Consider the following 20,841-nt stretch of genomic DNA (forward strand, 5'->3'; position numbering starts at 1 on the left):
AGCAACTGTCTTGATGTTATGTCAAGCATGTTGTTTCCCTTGTGGGTTCCAAGGTTGATTATCCCTGACCATTGCATTCAGGATGGTCAGGATTTTTCTCATGCAGGCAGTGAGTGCAACCTTCTTGGGTTTGCCTGCCTGAACAAGTTTTTCATAAAATTTCTTGATGGTATTGTTACTCCTTGATGCTACTAACGCCACCATATACAGCAAACTCCTTACTTCAGCCCGTCCACCCCAGATAGCACGTTTTCCGCGCATCGTGCCACTGTCACGGTTGAAGGGCGCGAGACCTGCCAAGGCCGCTATTTCTTTCCGGTCGAGCGTGTAACTGTTCACGGGCTTGCAACTGCCAGAGTCTGAGCTATGCTTGAAAGATGAACGAGCTAACGATCACCACCGATTTTACTGATATTGCGTTGCCAACCGATTTGGCAGCTTCTCAGCAGCTTAACCGTGATCTGCTGACGTTGGTGGTTGCGTTGCAGGCACGGGTAAAACAACTGGAAGCGGAACTGACAGAACTGAAAGAACGCCTGAATGACTCCTCCGCCACCTCCTCTAACCCCCCGTCACGTGACACGCCCGAACAACGCGCCCAACGCGAGCGCAAACCGAAAAGCCCGTTAAAACGCGGCGGTCAGCCAGGACACAGCAAACATGAACGCACCTTGGTGGAGGAATCACGCCTGGATGCTATCCAGCATTACTATCCCGAAGGCTGTTGCCGTTGTGGTGGTCATCTGGTGCTGGAAACCACGCCGAGCCAGCGTCATCAGGTATTTGACCTACCGGAAGTTGCTTATCAAGTAACGGAACACCGCCTGTATGCGGGTACGTGTAGTTGCTGCGGGAAACGTCAGGTAGCCGAGTTACCCGAAGACATCCCCAGCGGGCAGATGGGTGCTGGCTTGATCAGTTGGATCACCCTGATGAACGGGGCGTGCCGCCTGTCCACGCGGCAAATCCAGTTACTGCTGGAAGAACAATGGCAGTTATCCTTCAGTAGCGGTGCGATCAGTGAGGCTACTGCCCCCGTCAGCCGTTGGTTAGCACCCTTATATGCTCAGGCGGGTGATGCAGTGCGTAGCAGCCCGGTGGTAAACGCGGATGAAACCAGTCACTACCGTGGGCGCGAACGTGAATGGTTATGGGTGATGTGTTCGCCACAGGTGGTGTACTTCATGACGCATTACTCACGCGGCAAAGGTGCAGCGGACGAATTGCTGGGAAAATTCAATGGCGTACTCGTGACCGACCAGCACGGCGGCTATAATCACCACCCCAATGAACGACGGCAACTGTGCTGGGCGCACATTATCCGTAAGTTCAAAAAAATAGCACAACGTTACGGGCGTGCAGGCATCTTAGGGAAGCGTTTGCTGCGTCTGGCACGCCTGATTGTCCACTTGCATAACCGCAAGCTCGCAGGTGCTTACTCGGACAGGTTGTACCGGCAACGCATGGATAAACTCCGCGAAGCCTTCCGCCAGACATTGGTAGTAGGTAGCGGCTTACGTCAAGCACAACATCCTGATAAGCCGACTAAAACCGCCAACCAGTGCCAACGCTTACGGGATGATGACCTGATGTTATGGACATTTTTGCGTCATTCCGGTGTTCCTCTGACCAACAATGCTGCCGAACGGGCTATCCGCCCCTATGTCATCTGGCGTAAGACCAGCTTTTTTAGCCAATCTTTCCGAGGTGATCAATTCCGCCCGTTAATACTGACTATCGTGGAAACCTGCAAACGCCTAGGTATCAGCGCTTACCGAATTATCCGCCAAGCGTGTCAGCAGGCATTGGCTAAAAAGCCGGTGACGGTGCGTTTGCCTATTCCCCCTCCGCAAGTATTGAATCCGGTGACTGGACTTATTGCCGCTTAAGGGGGCTGCTCCGTGAACAGTTACGTCGAGCGTCCCCAGTTCCGGTAGGGAGGCTAGCAAGGTGAAACTGGCAATACGTCCCACACCTTTGAAACTCTTCAGCAGGTCTTCCTTCGCTTTCCATACGGGGCTGGCCTGCACGAATTGCCCCAAGTCTTTGTCCACATCGTCAATGTGCTGCTTGAGCCATTCAAGGTGCTGTTCGATATTCCCACGGACGCTACCTTGTGCCATAAACCAACGGTTTTGTTCGGCAACTCGTATCTCCACCAACTGACGGCGACGTGCCAGCAATTGGCTAAAAAGTTGCTGCTCAGCATCTTTCAAAGGACGGACTTCGGGGCGGATACGTTCTCCGAATAAGGCCAGTAATCGCGCATCCACTTTGTCCGTCTTGGCGAGTTGCCCCATTGCTTTAGCAAAATCCCGTGCTTGCCGGGGATTCACTACGGCAACGGGTAAGCCAGCTTCCATCAAGGCACAGGCAATGGGCGTTTCCAATCCACCTGTCGCTTCCATGACAATCAGGCTGGCATTCCAAAGCAACAACTTTTCGACCAATCCGGTTATTCCGGTGCTGGTGTTATCTGCTTGCCATGCTTCGCCAGAAGGCAAACCATGAACATCCAGATGTGCTTTGGAAACATCAATGCCGATAAATGTTTCTTGGGTTTGTTCCATGTTCCTGTACTCCCATCCTAGCCGATGATGCGGGTTGTTCCCTGGCAACTGTTCGGGTTCTTCAAGAATTGGATGTGGCGACCCAAGCTTCCCCACGGGGTTCACCCAAAGGGCTGGCGGCCTGCCACATCCTGAAAACTCCTTGTTTAGTACATCCGGGATGATTCTTCCCAGATACTAGGGCTGGGGATGGGGGGTTAAACCGGCTTGAAATTATCAATCGTGCTGGCGCCTTCGCCAAAGAAGAACTTTTCCATTTCTTCTTGCAGGAATTTGCGGTCTTTAGCGTTGATGGTGCTGAGGCGGTATTCGTTGATGAACATGGTTTGTTGCTTCAACCACAGACCCCATGCTTCTTTGGAAATGTGTTCGTAAATACGCACGCCCAGTGCGCCGGGGTAGGTTGGGCGCTCCAGCCCTTCTGCTTCGCGGCCTAAATGTACGCAGTTCACCATTCGTGTCATGTTGTTTCCTCAGTCGTTTACTCAATGTTCTGGAAAAACTGCCGGACTGCGGCTGATAGCCCGCCAGTAAAATGTGTGTCTGCTTTATACCAGAGCCAGCCGTTGCCTTCCATTATCCGTGCAGGGTGCGCGTCTAAATCGACCTGTAAGGGCTGTAAATGCAGGCGGTAATGCGAAAAAGTGTGGGTCAGTGTTGGCAAACGTGCCGCTACTATGCAGGTTTGGGCGAAGTGCTGCGCTAGCCAGTCTGCCATAGCCGTTTCATCGGCAAATTCGGGAAAGCTCCATAAGCCACCCCAAATGCCGGTAGGCGGGCGGTGCTGGAGTAGCAGCTCACCATCGCTATTACGTAGCAACAAGGCGAGCGCAGTTTTTTCGGGTAAGTCTTTTTTGGGGCGCTTGCCGGGGTAGTCTTGTGGTTTGCCTTGCTGGAAAGCCTTGCAGCCGTCTTGTAACGGACATAGCAGGCACAGCGGTTTGCTGCGGGTACACAAGGTTGCACCCATATCCATCATCGCCTGGGTGTAGTCGGCATTGCGCTGGGTGGGCAAGTGGTGTTCAGCATGTTCCCAGAGCTGTTTGAGGGTGCGGGGTTCGCCGCTCCAGCCTGCGACGGCGTGGTAACGTGCCAAGACGCGCTTGACGTTGCCGTCCAGAATGGCGTGTGCTTGCCCGTGGCTGAGGGAGAGGATGGCGGCAGCGGTGGAACGCCCGATACCCGATAAGGTTTCCATGTCAGCCCTATCGGTGGGGAATACGCAGGCGTACTCGTCGCGTACCCGCTGTGCGGTTTTGTGCAAGTTGCGGGCGCGGCTGTAATAGCCCAAGCCTTCCCACAGTTTCAGCACATCGTCTTGTGGTGCATCGGCTAAGGTCAGTACATCGGGGAAACGCTGCATGAAGCGCCCGTAATAGGGGATAACGGTGGCAACCTGAGTTTGTTGCAACATGATTTCCGACACCCACACACGGTAAGGGGTAGGATGTTGCTGCCATGGCAAGTCTTTCCGCCCGTGCTGGTCGAACCAGATCAGCACTTTATTAGCAAATTCAGGAATCATGATTGTTGTCTCGGCAAAAACGCTCTACAATAGCAGCCTGCTTACGGTATCCCATAGGCGGGTGTAGTTCAATGGTAGAACGGCAGCTTCCCAAGCTGCATACGAGGGTTCGATTCCCTTCACCCGCTCCAAGAGTCAATTCTATAGCGTTCTGATTAGTTCTAAGTAGTCCGGTATTTCTTCCTAAGTTCCTTGATATTCCTTAGAATGTTGTCCGTTAGCGTTCGTTAGTGGATTGCTAAAGCCTTTTTTTCATGTATTAGATACTACATGAAGTTTTCTACAAAACGCCATGAAGCTGAAGCCGCGTGTAGTGGGTCATGTAGTAAACACCCTGAAACCCTTACGCTGATTAAGTTTGAGTTTTCCCATGAGTGATACAGATTCAGAACAAGCCCCAACCCCTGATAATGCACCAAAGCACACGGCAAGCACTGACAAAGAGGCGCAAACCGCCCCATCGAAAGATAAGCTTTACCGGCTGACCTATGGCGACGGCTTGCAACTGGAAGTTAGACCCAACGGTAAAAAGTACTGGATTCACCGCTACATTAACCCGACCACCAAAAAGCAGACTGTTTACACCATAGGGCAGTACCGCAACGACAAGAAACCGCCTCACGTTAGCTTGTTGCAGGCGCGTACCAAGCTGTACGAAATCAAGGGATTGATCAAGCAGGGCATAGACGCAAACACCCATAGACACCGCACCAAGATTCAGGAAACCGCCAACACCTTCAAAGAGGTGGCGCTTGAATGGCACGATAACCAGTTAAACCGCTGGACTGAGAGCAACGCGGCGCAAGTGTTGCGATGTTTGGAGGCGGATATATTCCCCAACATAGGCGGGCGGGCGATTGCCTCACTGGATGCGCTCGACTTCCTGCAAGTTATCCGCATCAAGGAAGGGAAGGGCGCATTAGACAAGGCGGCAAAGGTCAAGCAGCGTATGAGCGCGGTAATGCGCTATGCAGTCGCCACGGGCAAGGTTAAATACAACCCCATACCTGACTTGGGTGTAGCCATGAAAGCCAAACCCAAAGACAAGCACTTTAACGCTTTGAACCTGGGCAACTTGCCTGACTTTTTGCGGGAGTTGGCAGCATACCGACCTGAAGTAACCCGGCGGGCGTTACAGTTCACCTTGTTGACGTTTGCGCGAACTGGCACGATCAGAGCGGCGCAATGGCAGGAAATCGACTGGGATAACGCAATGTGGAACATTCCAGCCGAACACATGAAGATGCACCAAGCGCATATCATCCCGCTATCACGTCAAGCCTTGAAGTTGTTGGAAGAGGTGCGCGTGTTCACGGGTGATTCTGAATTTATCTTTTACGCCAACCCTAACGACATAACCAAAGGGCTAAGCGCTAATGCATTGCTGGCGGTGTTGCGTCACATGGGATGGAATGATCGAACCACCGTTCACGGTTTCCGGGCGCTTGCATCCAGTGTGTTGCATGAATCCGGTTATCCGCCTCACATCATTGAAAAGCAACTGGCACACGCTGACCACAACAAGATAGCGGGCGCTTATCGCTACATGGCGCAATACATGCCAGAACGGGTAGCAATGATGCAGTTTTGGGCGGATTTCCTCGACTCACAGCAACACGGTGCAAAAGTAATCCCATTCCGCACCCATGCCGCCACCTAACCAACCCCACAAAACTTATTCCCGTTTTTGCCTAGTTTGGCACGGTGTCGCCCTAGTATTCTCTGTTGTGTCCAATCGGACTTAATCAAACGGAGACAAAGATGCTAAATATCCATAAACCCGACCCCGCGATAAATCTCGATGAAATCAAGCAATTAACGGGGTTTTCCAAAACGACGATTTACGACCACATAAAAAACGGCAAGTTCCCGGCTGGATTTTTGGTATCGAGTCGGGCGCGTCGCTGGATGCTTTCGGACGTGGAAGCTTGGCTAAAGTCCAAACGGGAGCAATCCGCATGACAAAAAATGATAACCCCGTATGGGCAGCGCAAGTAATTGCCGCAATGCAAAAAACCCCGGCACATAGCCTGCACGTCCCCTATCGTGATGCACCATTAGCCCTATCCGATGGGCAACGGGCGCGGCTGGATAGTGACTATTACCTACATGACCTAGTTGAGCACGCCAAGAAAGACGTAAAAACAATAAGTGTTACCAGCATTAACTTGTCACGGCGTTTTTCCAGCGTGCGGGCAGCAGGTTTTTTTGATTTTTTGACCGATGATCACGCGGTTATTCTGCATAGCGTCCCTGACGCATCCCCGGCGGCGGCAATAGCCAACCGTGAGGAGCTAACCATTTATGCGGCGCATTTGTTGGCAGTCAATGCCGACATAGAGTTAGTCAGTCATGTTTTTGTTGAGGTAAATCCGCCTTATGCGATGGGAATTTACGAAATCAAAACGAGACAGCTAACACAGCGTCTTAAAGACAATTGGCAGCGCGGCTTTTTAGATTGTTTGAGCGCAATCGAAAACGGCGGGCAAAACGCAAGCTATACAAACCCAACCTTCGATCTCACAAAAATTTAGGCGGCAAAATGTCAGAGACAAAAAAAAGCCCAACCAGCGGGCAAGCTGGCAGGGCTTCGGGGGCGTCAAGATTCACGACTGACCCCTCGAAGTATAGTACAAACACCATCATCGACGCATTCAGAAAAGCATTGATTGAACACATCGGAGTTGCGCCTGACCGGATCGAAGCCGACGGGAAAATTCACCGTTTCAGCACCAACGGCAAGAAAGACGATAAATCAGGCCGCTATGTTTTGCACATTGATAACGGTATCCCGGCGGGGTACTTCCAGTGCTACCGCCAAGACATTAAGCGGACGTGGCGGGCAGGCCGTGACCTTGTGCCAGACCTGACAGCCGAAGAGCGCCAAGCCATGCGTGAACAGGCGGAACAGACAAAGGCAATCAAGCAACGCCAAGAAACCAAAAAGCAACAAGAGGCAGCTACCAGAGCCGTGAGTATCTGGCGTGCCTCTGGTTCAGCGCCATTTGATTACCCTTATCTGGAAAAGAAAAACATCAAACCAAACGGCGCAAGGATAGACGGGGCGTCGATCATAAACCCGATGTACGACGTATCCGGGCGCTTGTGGAACTTGCAACGCATCTTCAGCGACGGATCCAAGCGTTTCCTTGCTGGTGGGCGCAAGCGTGGCTTGTTCACCGTGTTGGGTGGCGTGAAGCTGGCAACAGAGGCGCGGGCGCTGGTAGTGGAAGGGTGGGCGACGGGTTGCACCGTAGCCGCGATTGAACCGGGTACACCTGTCATCGTGGCGTTTGATGCGGGCAACCTTGCCCCTGTGGTCGGTGCAGTGCTGGGCAGGTTCCCCGGCCTGAAACTGGTAATCGTGGCGGATGATGACCGCAAAACCGAAAGGCTCAAGGGGAAAAACGTTGGCATTGAAAAGGCGCTGGCAGTAGCGGCGCAATACCCGGCGGTTTCTGTTGTCGTGCCTGACTTCCCCATTAATGCACCGTTGGAGCTTTCCGACGTAAACGACCTTGTGTCGTGGCGCAACCAATAACAGGGAGGCGCTACCGATGGGTATTGAGGACTACACCAAGCCACCACCAGACACAGGCGCAAGCCCTACCAGCACCATTGAAACGGCGCTGGCACTGGCAGAACAGGGGGACTTTTCCGGCATCCTGACAAGCGCCTTTACTGAGGCCGTGCGCAAGGTTCGCGTGCAGGATAATGACTATTACGTGATGAAGATCAAGTCGCGCATCAAGAAGCTGAAAGCCGTACCTATCAGCCTGTCAGACCTTGACAAGCTGACAGCACCACCCAAGCAACCCAAACAGCGTTACAGCGAACAGGCCGAAGACGGTAGCGACGGCGGGCAACCCCGCCAAGGCAAAGCCGACCTGTTCATTGAAATGGTGAGCCGTTGGGCGGATGAGTTGTTCAGCGATGAATCAGGCCGGGCGTATGCCAGTTTTATGTTAGAGCCAATTGACCCAGCAACCGGGGAACTGTTGCCAGCACATCGGGAAGTGTGGGCGCTCGAATCCAAACAGTTCAAGGGCAAAGCCAGTAAAGAATTCCGTAAACGTTTTGGAACAGTGGCAGGGGATACTGCCATAAAAGAAGCAACCGACATTATCAACGCAGAGGCCGACGAAGCACCCCGTCAAGTGGTGTACTTGCGCTATGCACCTATCCCCGACAAGGGCGGCGTGTATGTGGATTTGTGTAACGATCAGTGGGAAGTGGTGGAAGTGACCCCAAGCGGCTGGCGTGTGATACCGGGTCATGAATGCCAGGTGAAATTCCGCAGGGTTCAGGGTTCCAAACCCTTGCCGACACCAGAGCGCGGCGGCGATATTGCCGACTTGTGGAAGCATGTAAACATTCAGGGGGAAGATTCGCGCCTGTTGGTGCTGGCGTGGTTGCTGGACGCTATGCGCGTGAATACCCATTACCCCGTGTTGGAACTGGTAGCGGGGCAGGGTTCCGCCAAGTCAACCACACAAGAGCGTTTACGCGAACTGGTTGACCCTAATGCCGTCATGCTGAGGATAGAGCCGCGCAGTAATCAAGACTTGAGTGTATCCGCGATCAGCAACCACGTTATCAGTCTGAACAACATGAGCCACCTTTCAACGTCAACACAGGACTTTATGTGTAGCATCAGCACGGGCGGCGGGGATGCGGCGCGTAAGCTGTACACCAACGACGATGAAGCGGCATGGGATACCAAGCGGCCTATTGTGATGAACGGCATCAACCAGCTTGTGACTCGCCCCGACCTTGCCGACCGCACCATTTGCATTGAATTGCAAAAGGTTGAATACAAGGATGACACCACCCTTAAGGCCGCATGGGAACAGGATTACCCGGCACTGGTGGGGGCGCTGTATTCGCTGCTTTCCGACACCTTGCGCGAATTGCCTGACGTGCAGCTTGCCAAGATTCCCCGGCTGGGGGACTTCGGAAAAATGGGCGTAGCGATGGTGCGGGCTATGGGGAAAGACGCTGATTTCCTCGCCGCATACGAACGCAACCGCGATGAAGTAGTAAGGCGCGGCGTGGATAGTTCCCCTGTAGCGCTGGCACTGGTAGCAAGAATCCGTGCTAAGGGTACGTTTGAAGGTTCACTGACTGAGTTAATGGAAGCACTGGAAGATTTCAAGCCGCTGCACTACGACAAGGCTGTGTGGCCTAAATCGGCGTGTGGTTTGGGTGAGATGTTGCGACGGCTTGCCCCGGCGCTATTGGTGTACAGCATCGAAGTGGAAGCGTTAAAGCGTGCTGAAAATTCCATTCCCTACCGTATCCACAAGCTCGACAAACAGTCTGATACTGTTGTTACTGAACTATGACCTTAAGCGATTGTTTGCAAACCATGCAGGGTTTCGGCGTGACACTGCAACGGAACGGCGAAGGGCTGGCTATCCAGTCCAGCGCCTTCAAACCAACCGATCAGCAGAAAGCCATTCTCAAAGCCCACAAACCGCTATTGCTGGCAATCCTACCCGATAGGGCAGGGCAACCCATTGGCGCGTTATTGGAAGCGTTGGAAGTCTATCAAGAGCGTGTCGCAATCCTCGCAGAATCCAACCTTGACCAGCTAACCACAGAACGCATCGCCTTAGATCAAGCGCAACGTGTGTTACTGCCCAACGGCAAAGCGCAACTCTGTTAGTTTTTTTGTTTGCGCCTTCCCCACACCCCAACCGCAAGGACGGGGACAACACCAGCAAGGGGATGTGTTCGTTGGGCGGTGCACTCTTTACTTATTCTTTTTTCTTGTTTCTTTAAGAAGCACCTAAACAACATACAGAACATACAGCATTCGTTTTTTTCTATATAGTGTCTGACCGAAAAAGCCTTCCTGCCGCCACGAGTGCCCAATTTTAGTCCATGCAGCCGTTTTCCCCGCCACCTTCTGGCAAGCACGAGGGTAAAACGCTGGGTTTCAAGGCATGGCTGGCAGCGCAGGCTTGCCTTCGGTGCAGGGGCTGCCCTGCCTTCCCGGCATTTTCCCTCATCGGTCGGCGTTGTGGGGTGGTTCAGGCGGCTTGGCGCTGTCGTCGGCGTTCATCCTTCTGCAAGGCCTCCAACGCCCTGGCCTGTAAAATGGCCCCGACCTTTTGCAGGTTCCTGCCCACCACCGCCAGTGCCACATAGCGCTTGAAGCGTTCCAGCCCCCGGTCGGGGCAATAGTCCAGCCCATGGACTTCCAGTGCGTTGATGCCGGATTCCACCGCTGAGTGCTGGCGTCTGGCCTGGACAAACGCCGGGTCGGTTTCACGGGCAGTGTCCGCCTGGCTCCAGCGGCCCTTTTTCGGCAACACCACCCGGTCGAGCAGTTCGGCCAGTTCGCGCTGGTCTGGCCGGTGAGTGGAACCCCTTGTCAAAGCTGCACGCGCTCAGGGAGGGGAACAGCGCTTTGGCTTGCTTAACCATGGTCACGGCAATCTCACTGTCGGGGCAGTGTTGCATCACTTGGTGGTGGAGGATGAAGCCGTCAGCCGATTCCATCACGCACACGTTCAGGCCCAGCTCCACCGGCACACCGGCTTTGCCCTTGCTGAGCCATTCGCTGTAATCCTCGAAGAGGGAGAAGATCTTGTCGCCGTGGGGGATGGTTTCCCCGTCCAGCACCCGCCGCCGCACCAGGTCAACCTGATGCCACCCGTACCCCAGCCAGCGCTGGAGGTCGTTGCCCGACCGGCTGTCCAGCAGGCTGAGGGGCAGGTCAGCCACCGTTTCCTCCACTTTCGACAACAGCGCGGCGCACAGGCCCAGGTAGGTGTGGTGGGCGTCACGGATGGCCTGTTGCCGGGTGGCCTGCTTGTCCGGGTCTTGGGAGCTGGAGTGCTTGAGCTTCTGCGCATGACGGCAGGCTTTCTTCACCTGGCGGAGATTGTACTGCCATTGCCGCCAGCGGCTGTCGCCGTGCCCTTCACACCAATCGGCCACCGTGCGCACCGAACAACGCACCGCGTCGTACAACAGGTTGATGTCGGTCGGGTAGTGGATGTTGCTTTCCACCACGAAGGAGTCACAACGGGCGCTCAGCGGCGCGGCTTTTTTTTTAGCAGCTTGTGACCGGCCTCCACCACCAACTGGTTGATGCGTTGCAGGCTGGCTTCGTCCACCAGAGCGGCGTTGTCCTTGACCGTTTGCAGCTTGTACTCATCGTCATCATCCCAGAAACCATGCCCCAGCATCTGACGGATGCTGCGGTGCTGGTTCGCCATCTCCAGCAGCCGGTCATAGTCCCAGTTCAGGTTCACCCGCAATGTCGCCAGCACCAGCGCATTCCACAGATCCATGCCGGGGCGTCCACGGCTGGCGTCCACCTCCGCCGGAACCCGCTTTTCCAGCACCGCAAACACCGCCTCACGCAGTTCGTCTGTCACATAAATGTATTGCAGCCCTTGCAACACCTGCGGGATGTCGTCCCGCGAACGTGGGTTGAAGGTCAGCCTGCCGATGTCAGCGTGACCCAGGCGAAGTTGGCGGGCGATCACTTCACGCATCGTGTGTCTCCTGCGAAGTTTGGCGGATGGATGCCCTATTTTGCCCTATTTTGGGCGCTTTTGCAGCTTTCTGGCCTGCTTCCGGGAAATCTTAGGGCAAGGAAAACGGGCGTAGCATCTTGATCGGAAAAGGGTTTTAGGGTTTCCGGTCAGACACTATATAGATTATTGGTTTACGGCTGTATGTTGTCCTGTATGTTGTCAGGGTAACGTACAGCACATACAGGACAACATACAGCGAAGGCGGGTAAGCGCTGTACGTTGCTGTATGTTGGCTGTATGTCTTGCCAGACAACATACAGCCATATTTTCTATAGGAATCATTGTGTTATAGGTAGGCTGTATGTTCTGTACGTTGGTTAGGTGCAAAGTTTTCCTGTGAAGAAAAAAATATTAAAAGGCCGTGGACTGTGGTGGGGTCAGGAAGGCAACGCGGGGCAACGGTTCCGGGTAAGGTAAAAGGTACTCCCAGTGGTGGGAATGATGCGGGTCTGTGACTCGCAGGTTGTTTCTATGTTGAGTCGACCATGAGGGGGTTGACTTGACAGGGCAACCCGTAAGAAAAAAGGTACTCCCGAACCTATGGCGGTACGGGTCTGTGACTCGCAGGCTTTCGTTAGTGAGTGGGCAAAAAAAACGGCGTTTCGTGTCGCTTTGGGGTGAGTTGTCAGTTTGTTGTACAAGCCCCGTTTGCCGTGCAATTGTCGACAGTATTTCACCCCGGCGGTGAATCCCCTCCCTTGCTGGCGTGGGCTTGCCACCGGGGGAAGGGGGGAAGTGCTATTTGTGGCGTTTTCGCGGCTTTTGGTAGGGTTTGGGGTGCTTTACGCTGGAAAAAGGGCAATTTGTCAGGGAATCAACACGCTGCTGACACCACCGCGCAACGCTGGTATCTTGTCACTCACCTGTACAACAACAAAGGAACGAAACCATGCAAGTAACCTACAGTGAAGCCCGCAATAACTTAGCAACCTTGTTAGACAAGGCAGTGAATGAGCATCAACCAATTACCATCACCCGCAAAAATGGCAAAAGCGCGGTACTGGTAGACCTTGACGATTACAACGCCTTGGCTTCTTATGACCCGAATTGGATTGAGAAAGAACTTGATAAAATCGCAATGGAAGAAGGGCGACGCTAACGGCTTTCATCCGCAATCATCCGCGATTCATCCGCAATCAGCCGATCACTGGTACACTTGCCCCCATACAACACCTTGACCATATTGTTGACGCTAACAATATGGTCGGGGGAAACCTTGCCACCTTCCAGCGAGTAGCAGCACATCATGGAAAAAACCACCGACAAGCCACGCCAAACCCTCAGCATTACGCGCAAACCCGCCAACATTGCCACCACTACCACCGACACCAACGCGGGTACTGTGAAGCGTACAGGCAAGCGCATCATTACCCGCGATCAACTGCCAGTAGCACGGGTATCTATCGGCAAGCCCACTTACAACAAGCCGGGGGCAAAGCCGAAACCAAAGGCCACCCGCAGGCCACGACAGCCACCACGACCACCCAAGACACCACCCAGCGAATTACGGGCGCGTGAGCTATCCGATAGCCTGAATAACTTCACGGTCTGGCGTGACCGTCTGCCCCTTGCCATTGGCATTGAAAAGCAGCTATTCCGCCATATTGCTGACCTGCACCTGAGCGCAAGCAAGCGCGTGGTGAATAAGTTATTGCACTGGCACACCAACCACCGGGCGTACTTGCTGGCAGTAGGGCGGGGTGGGCCACGTTTCAACCTTGATGGCACTGAGGCCGGGGCGATCCTGCCAGCCGAACGGGAACACGCAGGCCGTATACTGGCAGCAATACCGCAAACGGCCTAGAATCAAGCGACGAACCAACCAACGGAGGGCGCACCAATGGGCGCGGCAACCAAGTACGATACAGACTTTTATGGATGGGCAATGGAACAAGCCGACTTGCTGAAACATGGGCAGGTGGGCGCGTTAGACCTTGAGAATCTGATAGAGGAAATCGAAAGCATGGGCAAAAGTCAGGCCAACCAGTTACACAACCGGCTTGAACTGCTGCTGATGCACTTGCTTAAGTGGCAATACCAGCCGAACTTTCAGGGGTCAAGCTGGCAGCGAACCATCAATGAACAGCGGCGGCGGATTGCCAAGCACATCAGCAAAAACCCAAGCCTGAAAGCCAAGCTGGACGAAACCTATCTGGATGCTTACGACGATGCGCGGAACAGTGCGGTGCTGGAAACCGGGCTGAATCTGGCAACCTTCCCGGAGGAATGCCCGTGGACGTTTGAACAAGCCATGAATGCAGAATTCTGGCCTGAATAACTGCACCATCCAGAAAACGCTACTTTCATCGCGCAATGTCACGCACAAAGTAGCGTTATTCAATACTCTATAAAAAAACACCGCACTTTATCGGCAAGTCGCTTGCATCCGTCGCCATTCCGGGTTTAGGATTTATCAGCAGTCCGGGCAACCGGGCAGCAAACAGCAAAATTACGGGACTCTATCCCACAAACGGCGGCAACACCGCCCACACGCAAGGCGGTTTTTTTTCGCCTGTACGATGCGCAAACGCGGTTAATGCCGGGTGTGCGTGGATTACAAAAGGAAGCAATTCCGAATAAGCGCGTCGTGCCCGTTTGGACGATAGAGACACCCGGCAACTTTTGCCAACCTCTAAAATCAAACGAGTACGAAACGATGAACGCAACCAACAGCATGGGCGTATCTGCCCAAAATCCCTTACAGGCACTTGCACGCCTGTTGCCTACTGGCACAGCCTCTTACGCACCCCTTGCCACTTCCCGGCGCAACCGCCTGAATAATCGCCTGCAATTGACCGTTACCGAAACGGGCTTGACCGCCTATTTGAACGGCGCACCGGTGGCGTGGATTGTTCCCGGCTTCCATGACGGGCAGGCCAACAATGAACCGCTACGCTGTGACTTTGTGGATGTGGCGTATTTCCGCCAACACCGTGACGGCATCAACATGGAAACGGCGGATTTCCTCACCCTCGAAGACGCGATCAGCTACATCAGCAGCGTGTTTGGGGGTGCAGCATGAAAACGCTAAACATCAAGGTTCACGCCTGCATAATGCTTCCCACACTGGCACACCCGCAAGCCTTGCCGGGATTGGTGGGTGAGGTGTCTACCTATCGCATCATTAACGTGCCTAGCGACGTGACAGCCGAGCAGGTGTTGCACCTGTTTGACCACACCATCGTTACCTTCCCTGACGAATTACCAACCCCGTACACCGTGGATTATTCACAGTTGGGCATGGGCAAGCTGGTAAAAGGCGGTGCAGCATGAGCACCAACCCTAACACTACCCAACCCCTGCCAATCGAAGAACGCTTTATCCGCCTGCCCGAAGTCATGAAGACCGTAGGCATGGGCCGTACTGCCGTCTATGACCGCATCAAAAAAGGAACCTTCCCCAAGCAATACAAGATCAGCGCCCGCGTTTCCGCGTGGAAGCTAACCGAAGTCAAAGCATGGATGGATTCAATCCAGCAAGGCGGTGCAGCATGACCGCCAGCCAAGCATTCCAAAGCCTGAATGAACCGCTCGAAGGGTTATCCGCGCAAGTATCCGAACTCGAAGCCCTGCTGGAAACCATCCGTGATTCAGGTAGCCACGATGCACGCACCGGCGGGCTGGTAAGCATTGCCGAACGTCTGGCACACCTGCTGCAAGCGGATGTTATCGCCCTGATCGTGTCTTGCAGCAAGCAAGCAAAGGAGGCGCAACCATGAGCGCAACCCGTCACGTCAACATCAAGTTCAGCGCATTAAGCCAGACTGTCGGTCTGGCGCATCCGGCGCTTGATACCGCAGGCATTCAGGGCGACGTATCCATTTACCGCGTAGAGAACGTGCCAGCCGATGTAAAGAACTGGCAGGTAATGGAGCTGTTCAGCCACACCGCCATACTCTTTCCTGACCAACTGCCAACCCCTTACACCGTGGACTTTAGCCAATTGGGTTACGGCAAAATCATCAAGGGGGCGAACTCATGAGTAAGCCAATCACCACCGGGGTGGAAATTTCCACCCTACCCTTTGAAAGCCGTCTACAGCTTGTCACTGAAGCCGTAGAAGCCCGCATCAAGCAAACCCCTACCACTAACCCGTTTGAAATGCGGGCGCGTCTGTGGGTTCGCTGGATTAATGCCAACATTCTCGACGTTCAAGCGGGGGTGTTGTCATGAGCAATGAAGTTGAAAACATCCTGAAGCAAATCAAGGGCAGCGCATCCAGCCTTGAAATCTTTGCGGATATGGCAACCCGTGAAGACAACACCGCAGACCATAAGCGCGAAATGCTGGAAGGTGTGCTGATGATGTTGGGCGGGCTGGAAGAACTCCATACCGACCTGAAACAGGCAATGGAGGTGCAACCATGATGCAAGCCACCCACAACCCGCTGGATGATTTTTGGATTTTCCAGCAACTCGCAGAAATCAACGAAGACTTTCACGCAATGGCGCGGGCGGGCTATGCCAGCCGCTACCAGCAACCCGGTATCGAAAGCGAAAACCGCCGGACTGCCAATAACTGGTTACTGGATACCGTGGAAGAACTCAGGCTCGAATCAGGAAGTAAGCGTCTGGTATCCCATGAACGTCTGGCGCAACTGTCTGGGAAAATAATTCACCTTTTCGGGCTGGACGAAGCGGCTGAATGGGCGCGTGCAAAAGGTGTGCGTGTTCCACCCTGCCCCAAGGATGAAATTGACCCGCACCAGCCAAACAGCCGCGCGGCGCTAAAATCCCGCCTCTGTTCACCAGACTGGTGGGAAAAGCAACTGACCAAAAAACACCGCAAGGATGCAGAGGCCGCACAAATTCGCGCAGGCAATGTGTGTAAAGGTGAGTCGCCCTACGTGTCATCTGAGGCCGTGGCTAACTTCCAATGGCGTCAACAGCAATTAGAGGCATGGAAAAAGCAGGCCGTGCTGATTTCCAACGAAGGCGACGAAGTGAGCCTAGACAGTGCCGACCATGAACACGCGGCGGCGTTTATCCGGTTCGCTGAATTCATGGTGCGGGTTAACGGTATGGCAGCCATCGCAGCCGAGAACTATGTCACTGATGACGTGCTCGCCACCCTGCCCGATACCCTCAAAATGGGCGACGGCGGCGCATTTGCCGACGTGCCACAACTCGCAGCACTGGATGTAGCCGACCCAGAATCATGGGTGGGTATCGCCTTTACCCTCACCGTGCCATCGCGTTTCCATCGCTACACCACCCGTCAAGGTAAGTTACTGCTGAACAAGCACTATGACGCCACCCAGACGCCAGCCGATGCGCGTGACTGGCTGCAAGAAACATGGAAGTTGACCCAAACGGGCTGGAAGCGCAAAACCAAGCACATCCAGCCTATCAGTGGCTACGGTTTTCGCATGGATGAAGGTCATCACGACGGCGTGAGTCACTACCATTACGGGATATGGGTACAAGCCAAGGATGCGCAACGCGCTACGCAAATGTTCTATGACAAAGCCCTGAGGGGCGAATTCACCGACCGGGTGAAGCAGCAAAGCACCTGCCAATTCGGCAAAGCGCGTGATGCAAAAGAAAACGGCGCGGCGGTTCGTCGCCTCAATTTCAAGGTCATGACCAGCGCGGCGGTCATGGTGAGCTACATGGTGAAATACATCACTAAAGGGCTGACCGGGGCAGACTGGGAAGACCTCAAGGCAGGCGTGCCCGCCGATCAGACCATTCTCAACATCATGGCAAGGAAAAACGTATGGGGTTTGCGCCAGTATGCTTTTTGGAATGCCCCCTCAGTAATGGCATGGCGCGAACTACGCAGGCTCGACGATGAGCAGGCCAGCACCGTGCTAGAAGCCGCACGGCTCGCAGCCAAGGCGGGCGACTGGAAAGCCTACACCGAGGCCAACGGCGGCGCGGCCTGCCCTGCCCGTGCTCGACCCATCGGCATGATGCGCACCACCAAACAGGATGCAGAAACCGGGCAAGACGCGCTCAACCAGTACGGTGAAACCATCAACCAGATACGCGGATTGTTGGTGAATGGCGTAGAAATCCGCACCCGCCTAAAGGATTGGTATCTGCTGAACATCGGCTCGCTGGAAAAATTACTGGTAGAACAGTTTCTGCGTGAGTCCGACACCGCACGCAGCGACCTACAGCCAGCATTCAGCAGCGACCTGCAAGCCGTCATTGCGCAAGCCAAGGAACAAGGCAAGTTGCACCGACTGGCAGACCGGGCGGGCGTCGCCATGTTCCCCTCTTCCTCCTCCTCTTCGGGCGGTTCACCGCCCCTTGGACTTGTTGGATTAACTTCCCACGAAAAAAACCAACGGGCTTGGCAAGCCGACGAACGGGAGGTGAAGCTATGAGCAATCTAAGCAAACCTTTCTCCCTGTCCGATCTTGTCGCCCTGCAAGCTGAAAACCAGACCGCGCAAGCCAACTTGAAAACTGTTACAGAAATCAAGTTAGACCAAATCCAGATGTTTGACCTACCCGCCCCACACGGCGGAAATCGTCAAGGCAGTGGGCGCAAATCCGCAGCGGAAAAAACGGCAGTTGTTCGCGTACCGGTGGGGTGTTTGGCAGCGGTTCAACAGTTGATTGCTGATTACCGTCATCCAGACTTGAAAACTGTTACAGAAATCAAGTTGCCCGATGATGACTTGAAAACTGTTACAGAAATCAAGTTGCCCGAAGGCTTGCCACACGCCAGAAGAGCACAGCCACGTTATCGCCTGATCGTGGGTGGCGTGGAATGCTTGTGGTCTGGTCGTGGGCGCTTGCCGATGGAATACCAGCAATATGCAGCAAAGCACGGCTATCAAGGTCGTGAGTATCTGGAAGCCCTGCTAATCGAAGGAGGCAAGTCATGAGCAATCCACTCTTGAGCGCATCAGAACAGGCACACATCAACGCGGTACGCAGCTACCACCACCCCAGTTTGGATAGCACTGTATCCACCCTATCGGCGCTGGTCGATCGGGTTGACTGGAACAAGCTGTTCATCCGTGCGGCTATCGCCCTGAATGCGGCGGGCTTCCTGTACGTGTTGAGCACGTTTCTGTTCTATGCCCACTACTTCGGGGTTTCAGCGTTGGCATTCTTGGGGCAACTCATGATCGGGTTGTTCTTCCTAATGACCGTGTGGAGCACTACAGACGGCCTGAGGGTCATGATTGCATCCATCGGCATGTACATTTTAGCGAATAGTTTCTAAGGGGTAATTTATGAAAATCCAACTTCCAAAATCCAGCGGCATGTTGCCAACCGACCATCACCGCGCCATTAAAAACCATCGTCTGATGCAGTGGGCGAAAGTCGCCACCTTCGGGCTGTATATCGTCGCAGTGTTCATGCTGTACGTCTCTGACGTGTGGGGTATCGCCTCCTTCGTGGAGAAAAACAGCAATGAGTACATAGCCTTGGCTATCTTCTCCTTCATCAGCTTTGTGCTGGCATTCTTCCTCGCATCCAGCAAGGAGGCGGTATATGAAGACATTGCTATTCACCGATCAGAGGGCTGGAAGCTAAAGCCAAGCCAATACGCGGCTATGGGCTTGTTTCTGTCCAGCGGCATCCTGTTTGAAATGTTCAGCACTACCAACAATCAGCAGCACATTGCCAACACGGCGGCGGAACAATCCAGCATGATGCAATCCATCCAAGGTACGAATGTATCCTTGATCGGTGGTAACTGTTCACGGAGCAGCCCCCTTAAGCGGCAATAAGTCCAGTCACCGGATTCAATACTCGCGGAGGGGGAATAGGCAAACGCACCGTCACCGGCTTTTTAGCCAATGCCTGCTGACACGCTTGGCGGATAATTCGGTAAGCGCTGATACCTAGGCGTTTGCAGGTTTCCACGATAGTCAGTATTAACGGGCGGAATTGATCACCTCGGAAAGATTGGCTAAAAAAGCTGGTCTTACGCCAGATGACATAGGGGCGGATAGCCCGTTCGGCAGCATTGTTGGTCAGAGGAACACCGGAATGACGCAAAAATGTCCATAACATCAGGTCATCATCCCGTAAGCGTTGGCACTGGTTGGCGGTTTTAGTCGGCTTATCAGGATGTTGTGCTTGACGTAAGCCGCTACCTGCTACCAATGTCTGGCGGAAGGCTTCGCGGAGTTTATCCATGCGTTGCCGGTACAACCTGTCCGAGTAAGCACCTGCGAGCTTGCGGTTATGCAAGTGGACAATCAGGCGTGCCAGACGCAGCAAACGCTTCCCTAAGATGCCTGCACGCCCGTAACGTTGTGCTATTTTTTTGAACTTACGGATAATGTGCGCCCAGCACAGTTGCCGTCGTTCATTGGGGTGGTGATTATAGCCGCCGTGCTGGTCGGTCACGAGTACGCCATTGAATTTTCCCAGCAATTCGTCCGCTGCACCTTTGCCGCGTGAGTAATGCGTCATGAAGTACACCACCTGTGGCGAACACATCACCCATAACCATTCACGTTCGCGCCCACGGTAGTGACTGGTTTCATCCGCGTTTACCACCGGGCTGCTACGCACCGCATCACCCGCCTGAGCATATAAGGGTGCTAACCAACGGCTGACGGGGGCAGTAGCCTCACTGATCGCACCGCTACTGAAGGATAACTGCCATTGTTCTTCCAGCAGTAACTGGATTTGCCGCGTGGACAGGCGGCACGCCCCGTTCATCAGGGTGATCCAACTGATCAAGCCAGCACCCATCTGCCCGCTGGGGATGTCTTCGGGTAACTCGGCTACCTGACGTTTCCCGCAGCAACTACACGTACCCGCATACAGGCGGTGTTCCGTTACTTGATAAGCAACTTCCGGTAGGTCAAATACCTGATGACGCTGGCTCGGCGTGGTTTCCAGCACCAGATGACCACCACAACGGCAACAGCCTTCGGGATAGTAATGCTGGATAGCATCCAGGCGTGATTCCTCCACCAAGGCGCGTTCATGTTTGCTGTGTCCTGGCTGACCGCCGCGTTTTAACGGGCTTTTCGGTTTGCGCTCGCGTTGGGCGCGTTGTTCGGGCGTGTCACGTGACGGTGGGTTAGAGGAGTTCGCGGAGGAGTCATTCAGGCGTTCTTTCAGTTCTGTCAGTTCCGCTTCCAGTTGTTTTACCCGTGCCTGCAACGCAACCACCAACGTCAGCAGATCACGGTTAAGCTGCTGAGAAGCTGCCAAATCGGTTGGCAACGCAATATCAGTAAAATCGGTGGTGATCGTTAGCTCGTTCATC

26 protein-coding genes, 1 tRNA gene and 3 pseudogenes are annotated in these 20,841 nt (G+C 54.1%); 23 read left to right on the forward strand and 7 right to left on the reverse strand.

Translation table 11 applies throughout. The annotated features are described in order from the left end of the window. Positions 1 to 21 precede the first annotated feature (21 nt). Positions 22 to 327, reverse strand: a pseudogene (locus tag J9253_RS00420) (transposase); the annotation flags it as partial. Between the two features lie 50 nt (positions 328 to 377). Here J9253_RS00420 and tnpC (J9253_RS00425) point away from each other — a divergent pair. Next, complete coding sequence (gene tnpC / locus J9253_RS00425) at positions 378 to 1,889, forward strand: IS66 family transposase (RefSeq protein WP_210222802.1); 1,512 nt, start codon at positions 378 to 380, stop codon at positions 1,887 to 1,889. A gap of 24 nt (positions 1,890 to 1,913) precedes the next feature. Here tnpC (J9253_RS00425) and J9253_RS20870 read toward each other — a convergent pair. The 3 genes and pseudogenes from J9253_RS20870 to mutY form a co-directional block, all read right to left on the reverse strand. Further along, positions 1,914 to 2,570: pseudogene (locus J9253_RS20870) on the reverse strand (IS110 family transposase); the annotation flags it as partial. Between the two features lie 197 nt (positions 2,571 to 2,767). Then, entirely contained in the window at positions 2,768 to 3,034 is a 267-nt protein-coding gene (locus tag J9253_RS00430) for an oxidative damage protection protein (RefSeq protein ID WP_210222803.1), read from the reverse strand. A gap of 17 nt (positions 3,035 to 3,051) precedes the next feature. Beyond that, positions 3,052 to 4,095, reverse strand: coding sequence for an A/G-specific adenine glycosylase (gene mutY / locus J9253_RS00435; protein ID WP_210222804.1), 1,044 nt, complete (start codon positions 4,093 to 4,095; stop codon positions 3,052 to 3,054). Positions 4,096 to 4,152: 57 nt separating this feature from the next. Here mutY and J9253_RS00440 point away from each other — a divergent pair. From J9253_RS00440 to J9253_RS00470, 7 genes are all read left to right on the forward strand, one after another. Further along, a tRNA-Gly gene (locus J9253_RS00440) sits at positions 4,153 to 4,226 on the forward strand. Positions 4,227 to 4,465: 239 nt separating this feature from the next. Next, the gene (locus J9253_RS00445) at positions 4,466 to 5,755 is read left to right on the forward strand and encodes a tyrosine-type recombinase/integrase (RefSeq protein ID WP_210222805.1); all 1,290 of its coding nucleotides are present in this window, start codon (positions 4,466 to 4,468) and stop codon (positions 5,753 to 5,755) included. A gap of 101 nt (positions 5,756 to 5,856) precedes the next feature. Further along, complete coding sequence (locus J9253_RS00450) at positions 5,857 to 6,057, forward strand: helix-turn-helix transcriptional regulator (protein ID WP_210222806.1); 201 nt, start codon at positions 5,857 to 5,859, stop codon at positions 6,055 to 6,057. Then, positions 6,054 to 6,629 (forward strand): hypothetical protein, encoded by a 576-nt coding sequence (locus J9253_RS00455; protein WP_210222807.1) that lies wholly within the window; start codon positions 6,054 to 6,056, stop codon positions 6,627 to 6,629. Before J9253_RS00450 ends, J9253_RS00455 begins: the two co-directional genes overlap by 4 nt. An 8-nt stretch (positions 6,630 to 6,637) precedes the next feature. Then, positions 6,638 to 7,636 (forward strand): toprim domain-containing protein, encoded by a 999-nt coding sequence (locus J9253_RS00460; RefSeq protein ID WP_210222808.1) that lies wholly within the window; start codon positions 6,638 to 6,640, stop codon positions 7,634 to 7,636. A gap of 16 nt (positions 7,637 to 7,652) precedes the next feature. Further along, complete coding sequence (locus J9253_RS00465) at positions 7,653 to 9,440, forward strand: hypothetical protein (protein ID WP_210222809.1); 1,788 nt, start codon at positions 7,653 to 7,655, stop codon at positions 9,438 to 9,440. After that, positions 9,437 to 9,763, forward strand: a complete 327-nt coding sequence (locus tag J9253_RS00470; protein WP_210222810.1) for a hypothetical protein — start codon at positions 9,437 to 9,439, stop codon at positions 9,761 to 9,763. The genes J9253_RS00465 and J9253_RS00470 overlap by 4 nt, the downstream gene beginning before the upstream one ends. A gap of 367 nt (positions 9,764 to 10,130) precedes the next feature. On the opposite strand, the pseudogene J9253_RS00475 reads toward J9253_RS00470, so the two are convergent. Further along, a pseudogene (locus tag J9253_RS00475) lies at positions 10,131 to 11,606 on the reverse strand (ISNCY family transposase). 623 nt (positions 11,607 to 12,229) lie between these two features. On the opposite strand from J9253_RS00475, the gene J9253_RS00480 reads away from it, so the two are divergent. Both J9253_RS00480 and J9253_RS00485 read left to right on the forward strand, forming a co-directional pair. Then, positions 12,230 to 12,547 carry a hypothetical protein gene (locus J9253_RS00480; protein ID WP_210222811.1) on the forward strand — a complete coding sequence of 106 codons (318 nt, stop codon included), beginning with the start codon at positions 12,230 to 12,232 and terminating at the stop codon, positions 12,545 to 12,547. After that, on the forward strand, positions 12,538 to 12,747 hold the full coding sequence (locus J9253_RS00485; protein ID WP_210222812.1) for a type II toxin-antitoxin system Phd/YefM family antitoxin: 210 nt from the start codon (positions 12,538 to 12,540) through the stop codon (positions 12,745 to 12,747). The genes J9253_RS00480 and J9253_RS00485 overlap by 10 nt, the downstream gene beginning before the upstream one ends. Here the strand turns inward: J9253_RS00485 and J9253_RS00490 are convergent. Then, positions 12,744 to 12,896: a hypothetical protein gene (locus tag J9253_RS00490; protein ID WP_210222813.1), complete on the reverse strand. Its 153-nt coding sequence runs from the start codon at positions 12,894 to 12,896 to the stop codon at positions 12,744 to 12,746. The genes J9253_RS00485 and J9253_RS00490 overlap by 4 nt on opposite strands. Between J9253_RS00490 and J9253_RS00495 the strand changes: the two genes are divergently transcribed. The 13 genes from J9253_RS00495 (at position 12,895) to J9253_RS00555 (ending at position 19,342) form a co-directional block, all read left to right on the forward strand. Beyond that, entirely contained in the window at positions 12,895 to 13,452 is a 558-nt protein-coding gene (locus tag J9253_RS00495; protein ID WP_228291455.1) for a ProQ/FINO family protein, read from the forward strand. The two genes, J9253_RS00490 and J9253_RS00495, sit on opposite strands and share 2 nt — an antisense overlap. Before the next feature lie 36 nt (positions 13,453 to 13,488). Continuing rightward, a complete protein-coding gene (locus J9253_RS00500; protein WP_210222814.1) occupies positions 13,489 to 13,926 on the forward strand; it encodes a DUF29 domain-containing protein in 438 nt (145 codons plus the stop codon). A gap of 378 nt (positions 13,927 to 14,304) precedes the next feature. Continuing rightward, positions 14,305 to 14,670, forward strand: coding sequence for a hypothetical protein (locus tag J9253_RS00505; protein WP_210222815.1), 366 nt, complete (start codon positions 14,305 to 14,307; stop codon positions 14,668 to 14,670). After that, on the forward strand, positions 14,667 to 14,921 hold the full coding sequence (locus J9253_RS00510) for a hypothetical protein (RefSeq protein WP_210222816.1): 255 nt from the start codon (positions 14,667 to 14,669) through the stop codon (positions 14,919 to 14,921). Before J9253_RS00505 ends, J9253_RS00510 begins: the two co-directional genes overlap by 4 nt. Continuing rightward, positions 14,918 to 15,142: a helix-turn-helix transcriptional regulator gene (locus J9253_RS00515; protein ID WP_210222817.1), complete on the forward strand. Its 225-nt coding sequence runs from the start codon at positions 14,918 to 14,920 to the stop codon at positions 15,140 to 15,142. The genes J9253_RS00510 and J9253_RS00515 overlap by 4 nt, the downstream gene beginning before the upstream one ends. Then, positions 15,139 to 15,366: a hypothetical protein gene (locus tag J9253_RS00520; protein WP_210222818.1), complete on the forward strand. Its 228-nt coding sequence runs from the start codon at positions 15,139 to 15,141 to the stop codon at positions 15,364 to 15,366. The genes J9253_RS00515 and J9253_RS00520 overlap by 4 nt, the downstream gene beginning before the upstream one ends. Beyond that, positions 15,363 to 15,629: a hypothetical protein gene (locus J9253_RS00525; RefSeq protein WP_210222819.1), complete on the forward strand. Its 267-nt coding sequence runs from the start codon at positions 15,363 to 15,365 to the stop codon at positions 15,627 to 15,629. The genes J9253_RS00520 and J9253_RS00525 overlap by 4 nt, the downstream gene beginning before the upstream one ends. Continuing rightward, entirely contained in the window at positions 15,626 to 15,820 is a 195-nt protein-coding gene (locus tag J9253_RS00530; RefSeq protein ID WP_210222820.1) for a hypothetical protein, read from the forward strand. The genes J9253_RS00525 and J9253_RS00530 overlap by 4 nt, the downstream gene beginning before the upstream one ends. Next, complete coding sequence (locus J9253_RS00535; protein ID WP_210222821.1) at positions 15,817 to 16,014, forward strand: hypothetical protein; 198 nt, start codon at positions 15,817 to 15,819, stop codon at positions 16,012 to 16,014. Before J9253_RS00530 ends, J9253_RS00535 begins: the two co-directional genes overlap by 4 nt. Next, the gene (locus tag J9253_RS00540; RefSeq protein WP_210222822.1) at positions 16,011 to 17,981 is read left to right on the forward strand and encodes a replication endonuclease; all 1,971 of its coding nucleotides are present in this window, start codon (positions 16,011 to 16,013) and stop codon (positions 17,979 to 17,981) included. The genes J9253_RS00535 and J9253_RS00540 overlap by 4 nt, the downstream gene beginning before the upstream one ends. After that, positions 17,978 to 18,487, forward strand: a complete 510-nt coding sequence (locus J9253_RS00545) for a hypothetical protein (RefSeq protein ID WP_210222823.1) — start codon at positions 17,978 to 17,980, stop codon at positions 18,485 to 18,487. The genes J9253_RS00540 and J9253_RS00545 overlap by 4 nt, the downstream gene beginning before the upstream one ends. Then, positions 18,484 to 18,831: a hypothetical protein gene (locus J9253_RS00550; protein WP_210222824.1), complete on the forward strand. Its 348-nt coding sequence runs from the start codon at positions 18,484 to 18,486 to the stop codon at positions 18,829 to 18,831. Before J9253_RS00545 ends, J9253_RS00550 begins: the two co-directional genes overlap by 4 nt. A gap of 10 nt (positions 18,832 to 18,841) precedes the next feature. Continuing rightward, positions 18,842 to 19,342: a hypothetical protein gene (locus J9253_RS00555; RefSeq protein ID WP_210222825.1), complete on the forward strand. Its 501-nt coding sequence runs from the start codon at positions 18,842 to 18,844 to the stop codon at positions 19,340 to 19,342. On the opposite strand, the gene tnpC (J9253_RS00560) is transcribed toward J9253_RS00555, so the two are convergent. Further along, a complete protein-coding gene (gene tnpC, locus J9253_RS00560) occupies positions 19,329 to 20,840 on the reverse strand; it encodes an IS66 family transposase (protein WP_228291456.1) in 1,512 nt (503 codons plus the stop codon). The genes J9253_RS00555 and tnpC (J9253_RS00560) overlap by 14 nt on opposite strands. Between the last annotated feature and the right edge of the window lies 1 nt (position 20,841).

It is taken from the genome of Thiothrix litoralis (genome assembly GCF_017901135.1).
Lineage (GTDB): Bacteria > Pseudomonadota > Gammaproteobacteria > Thiotrichales > Thiotrichaceae > Thiothrix > Thiothrix litoralis.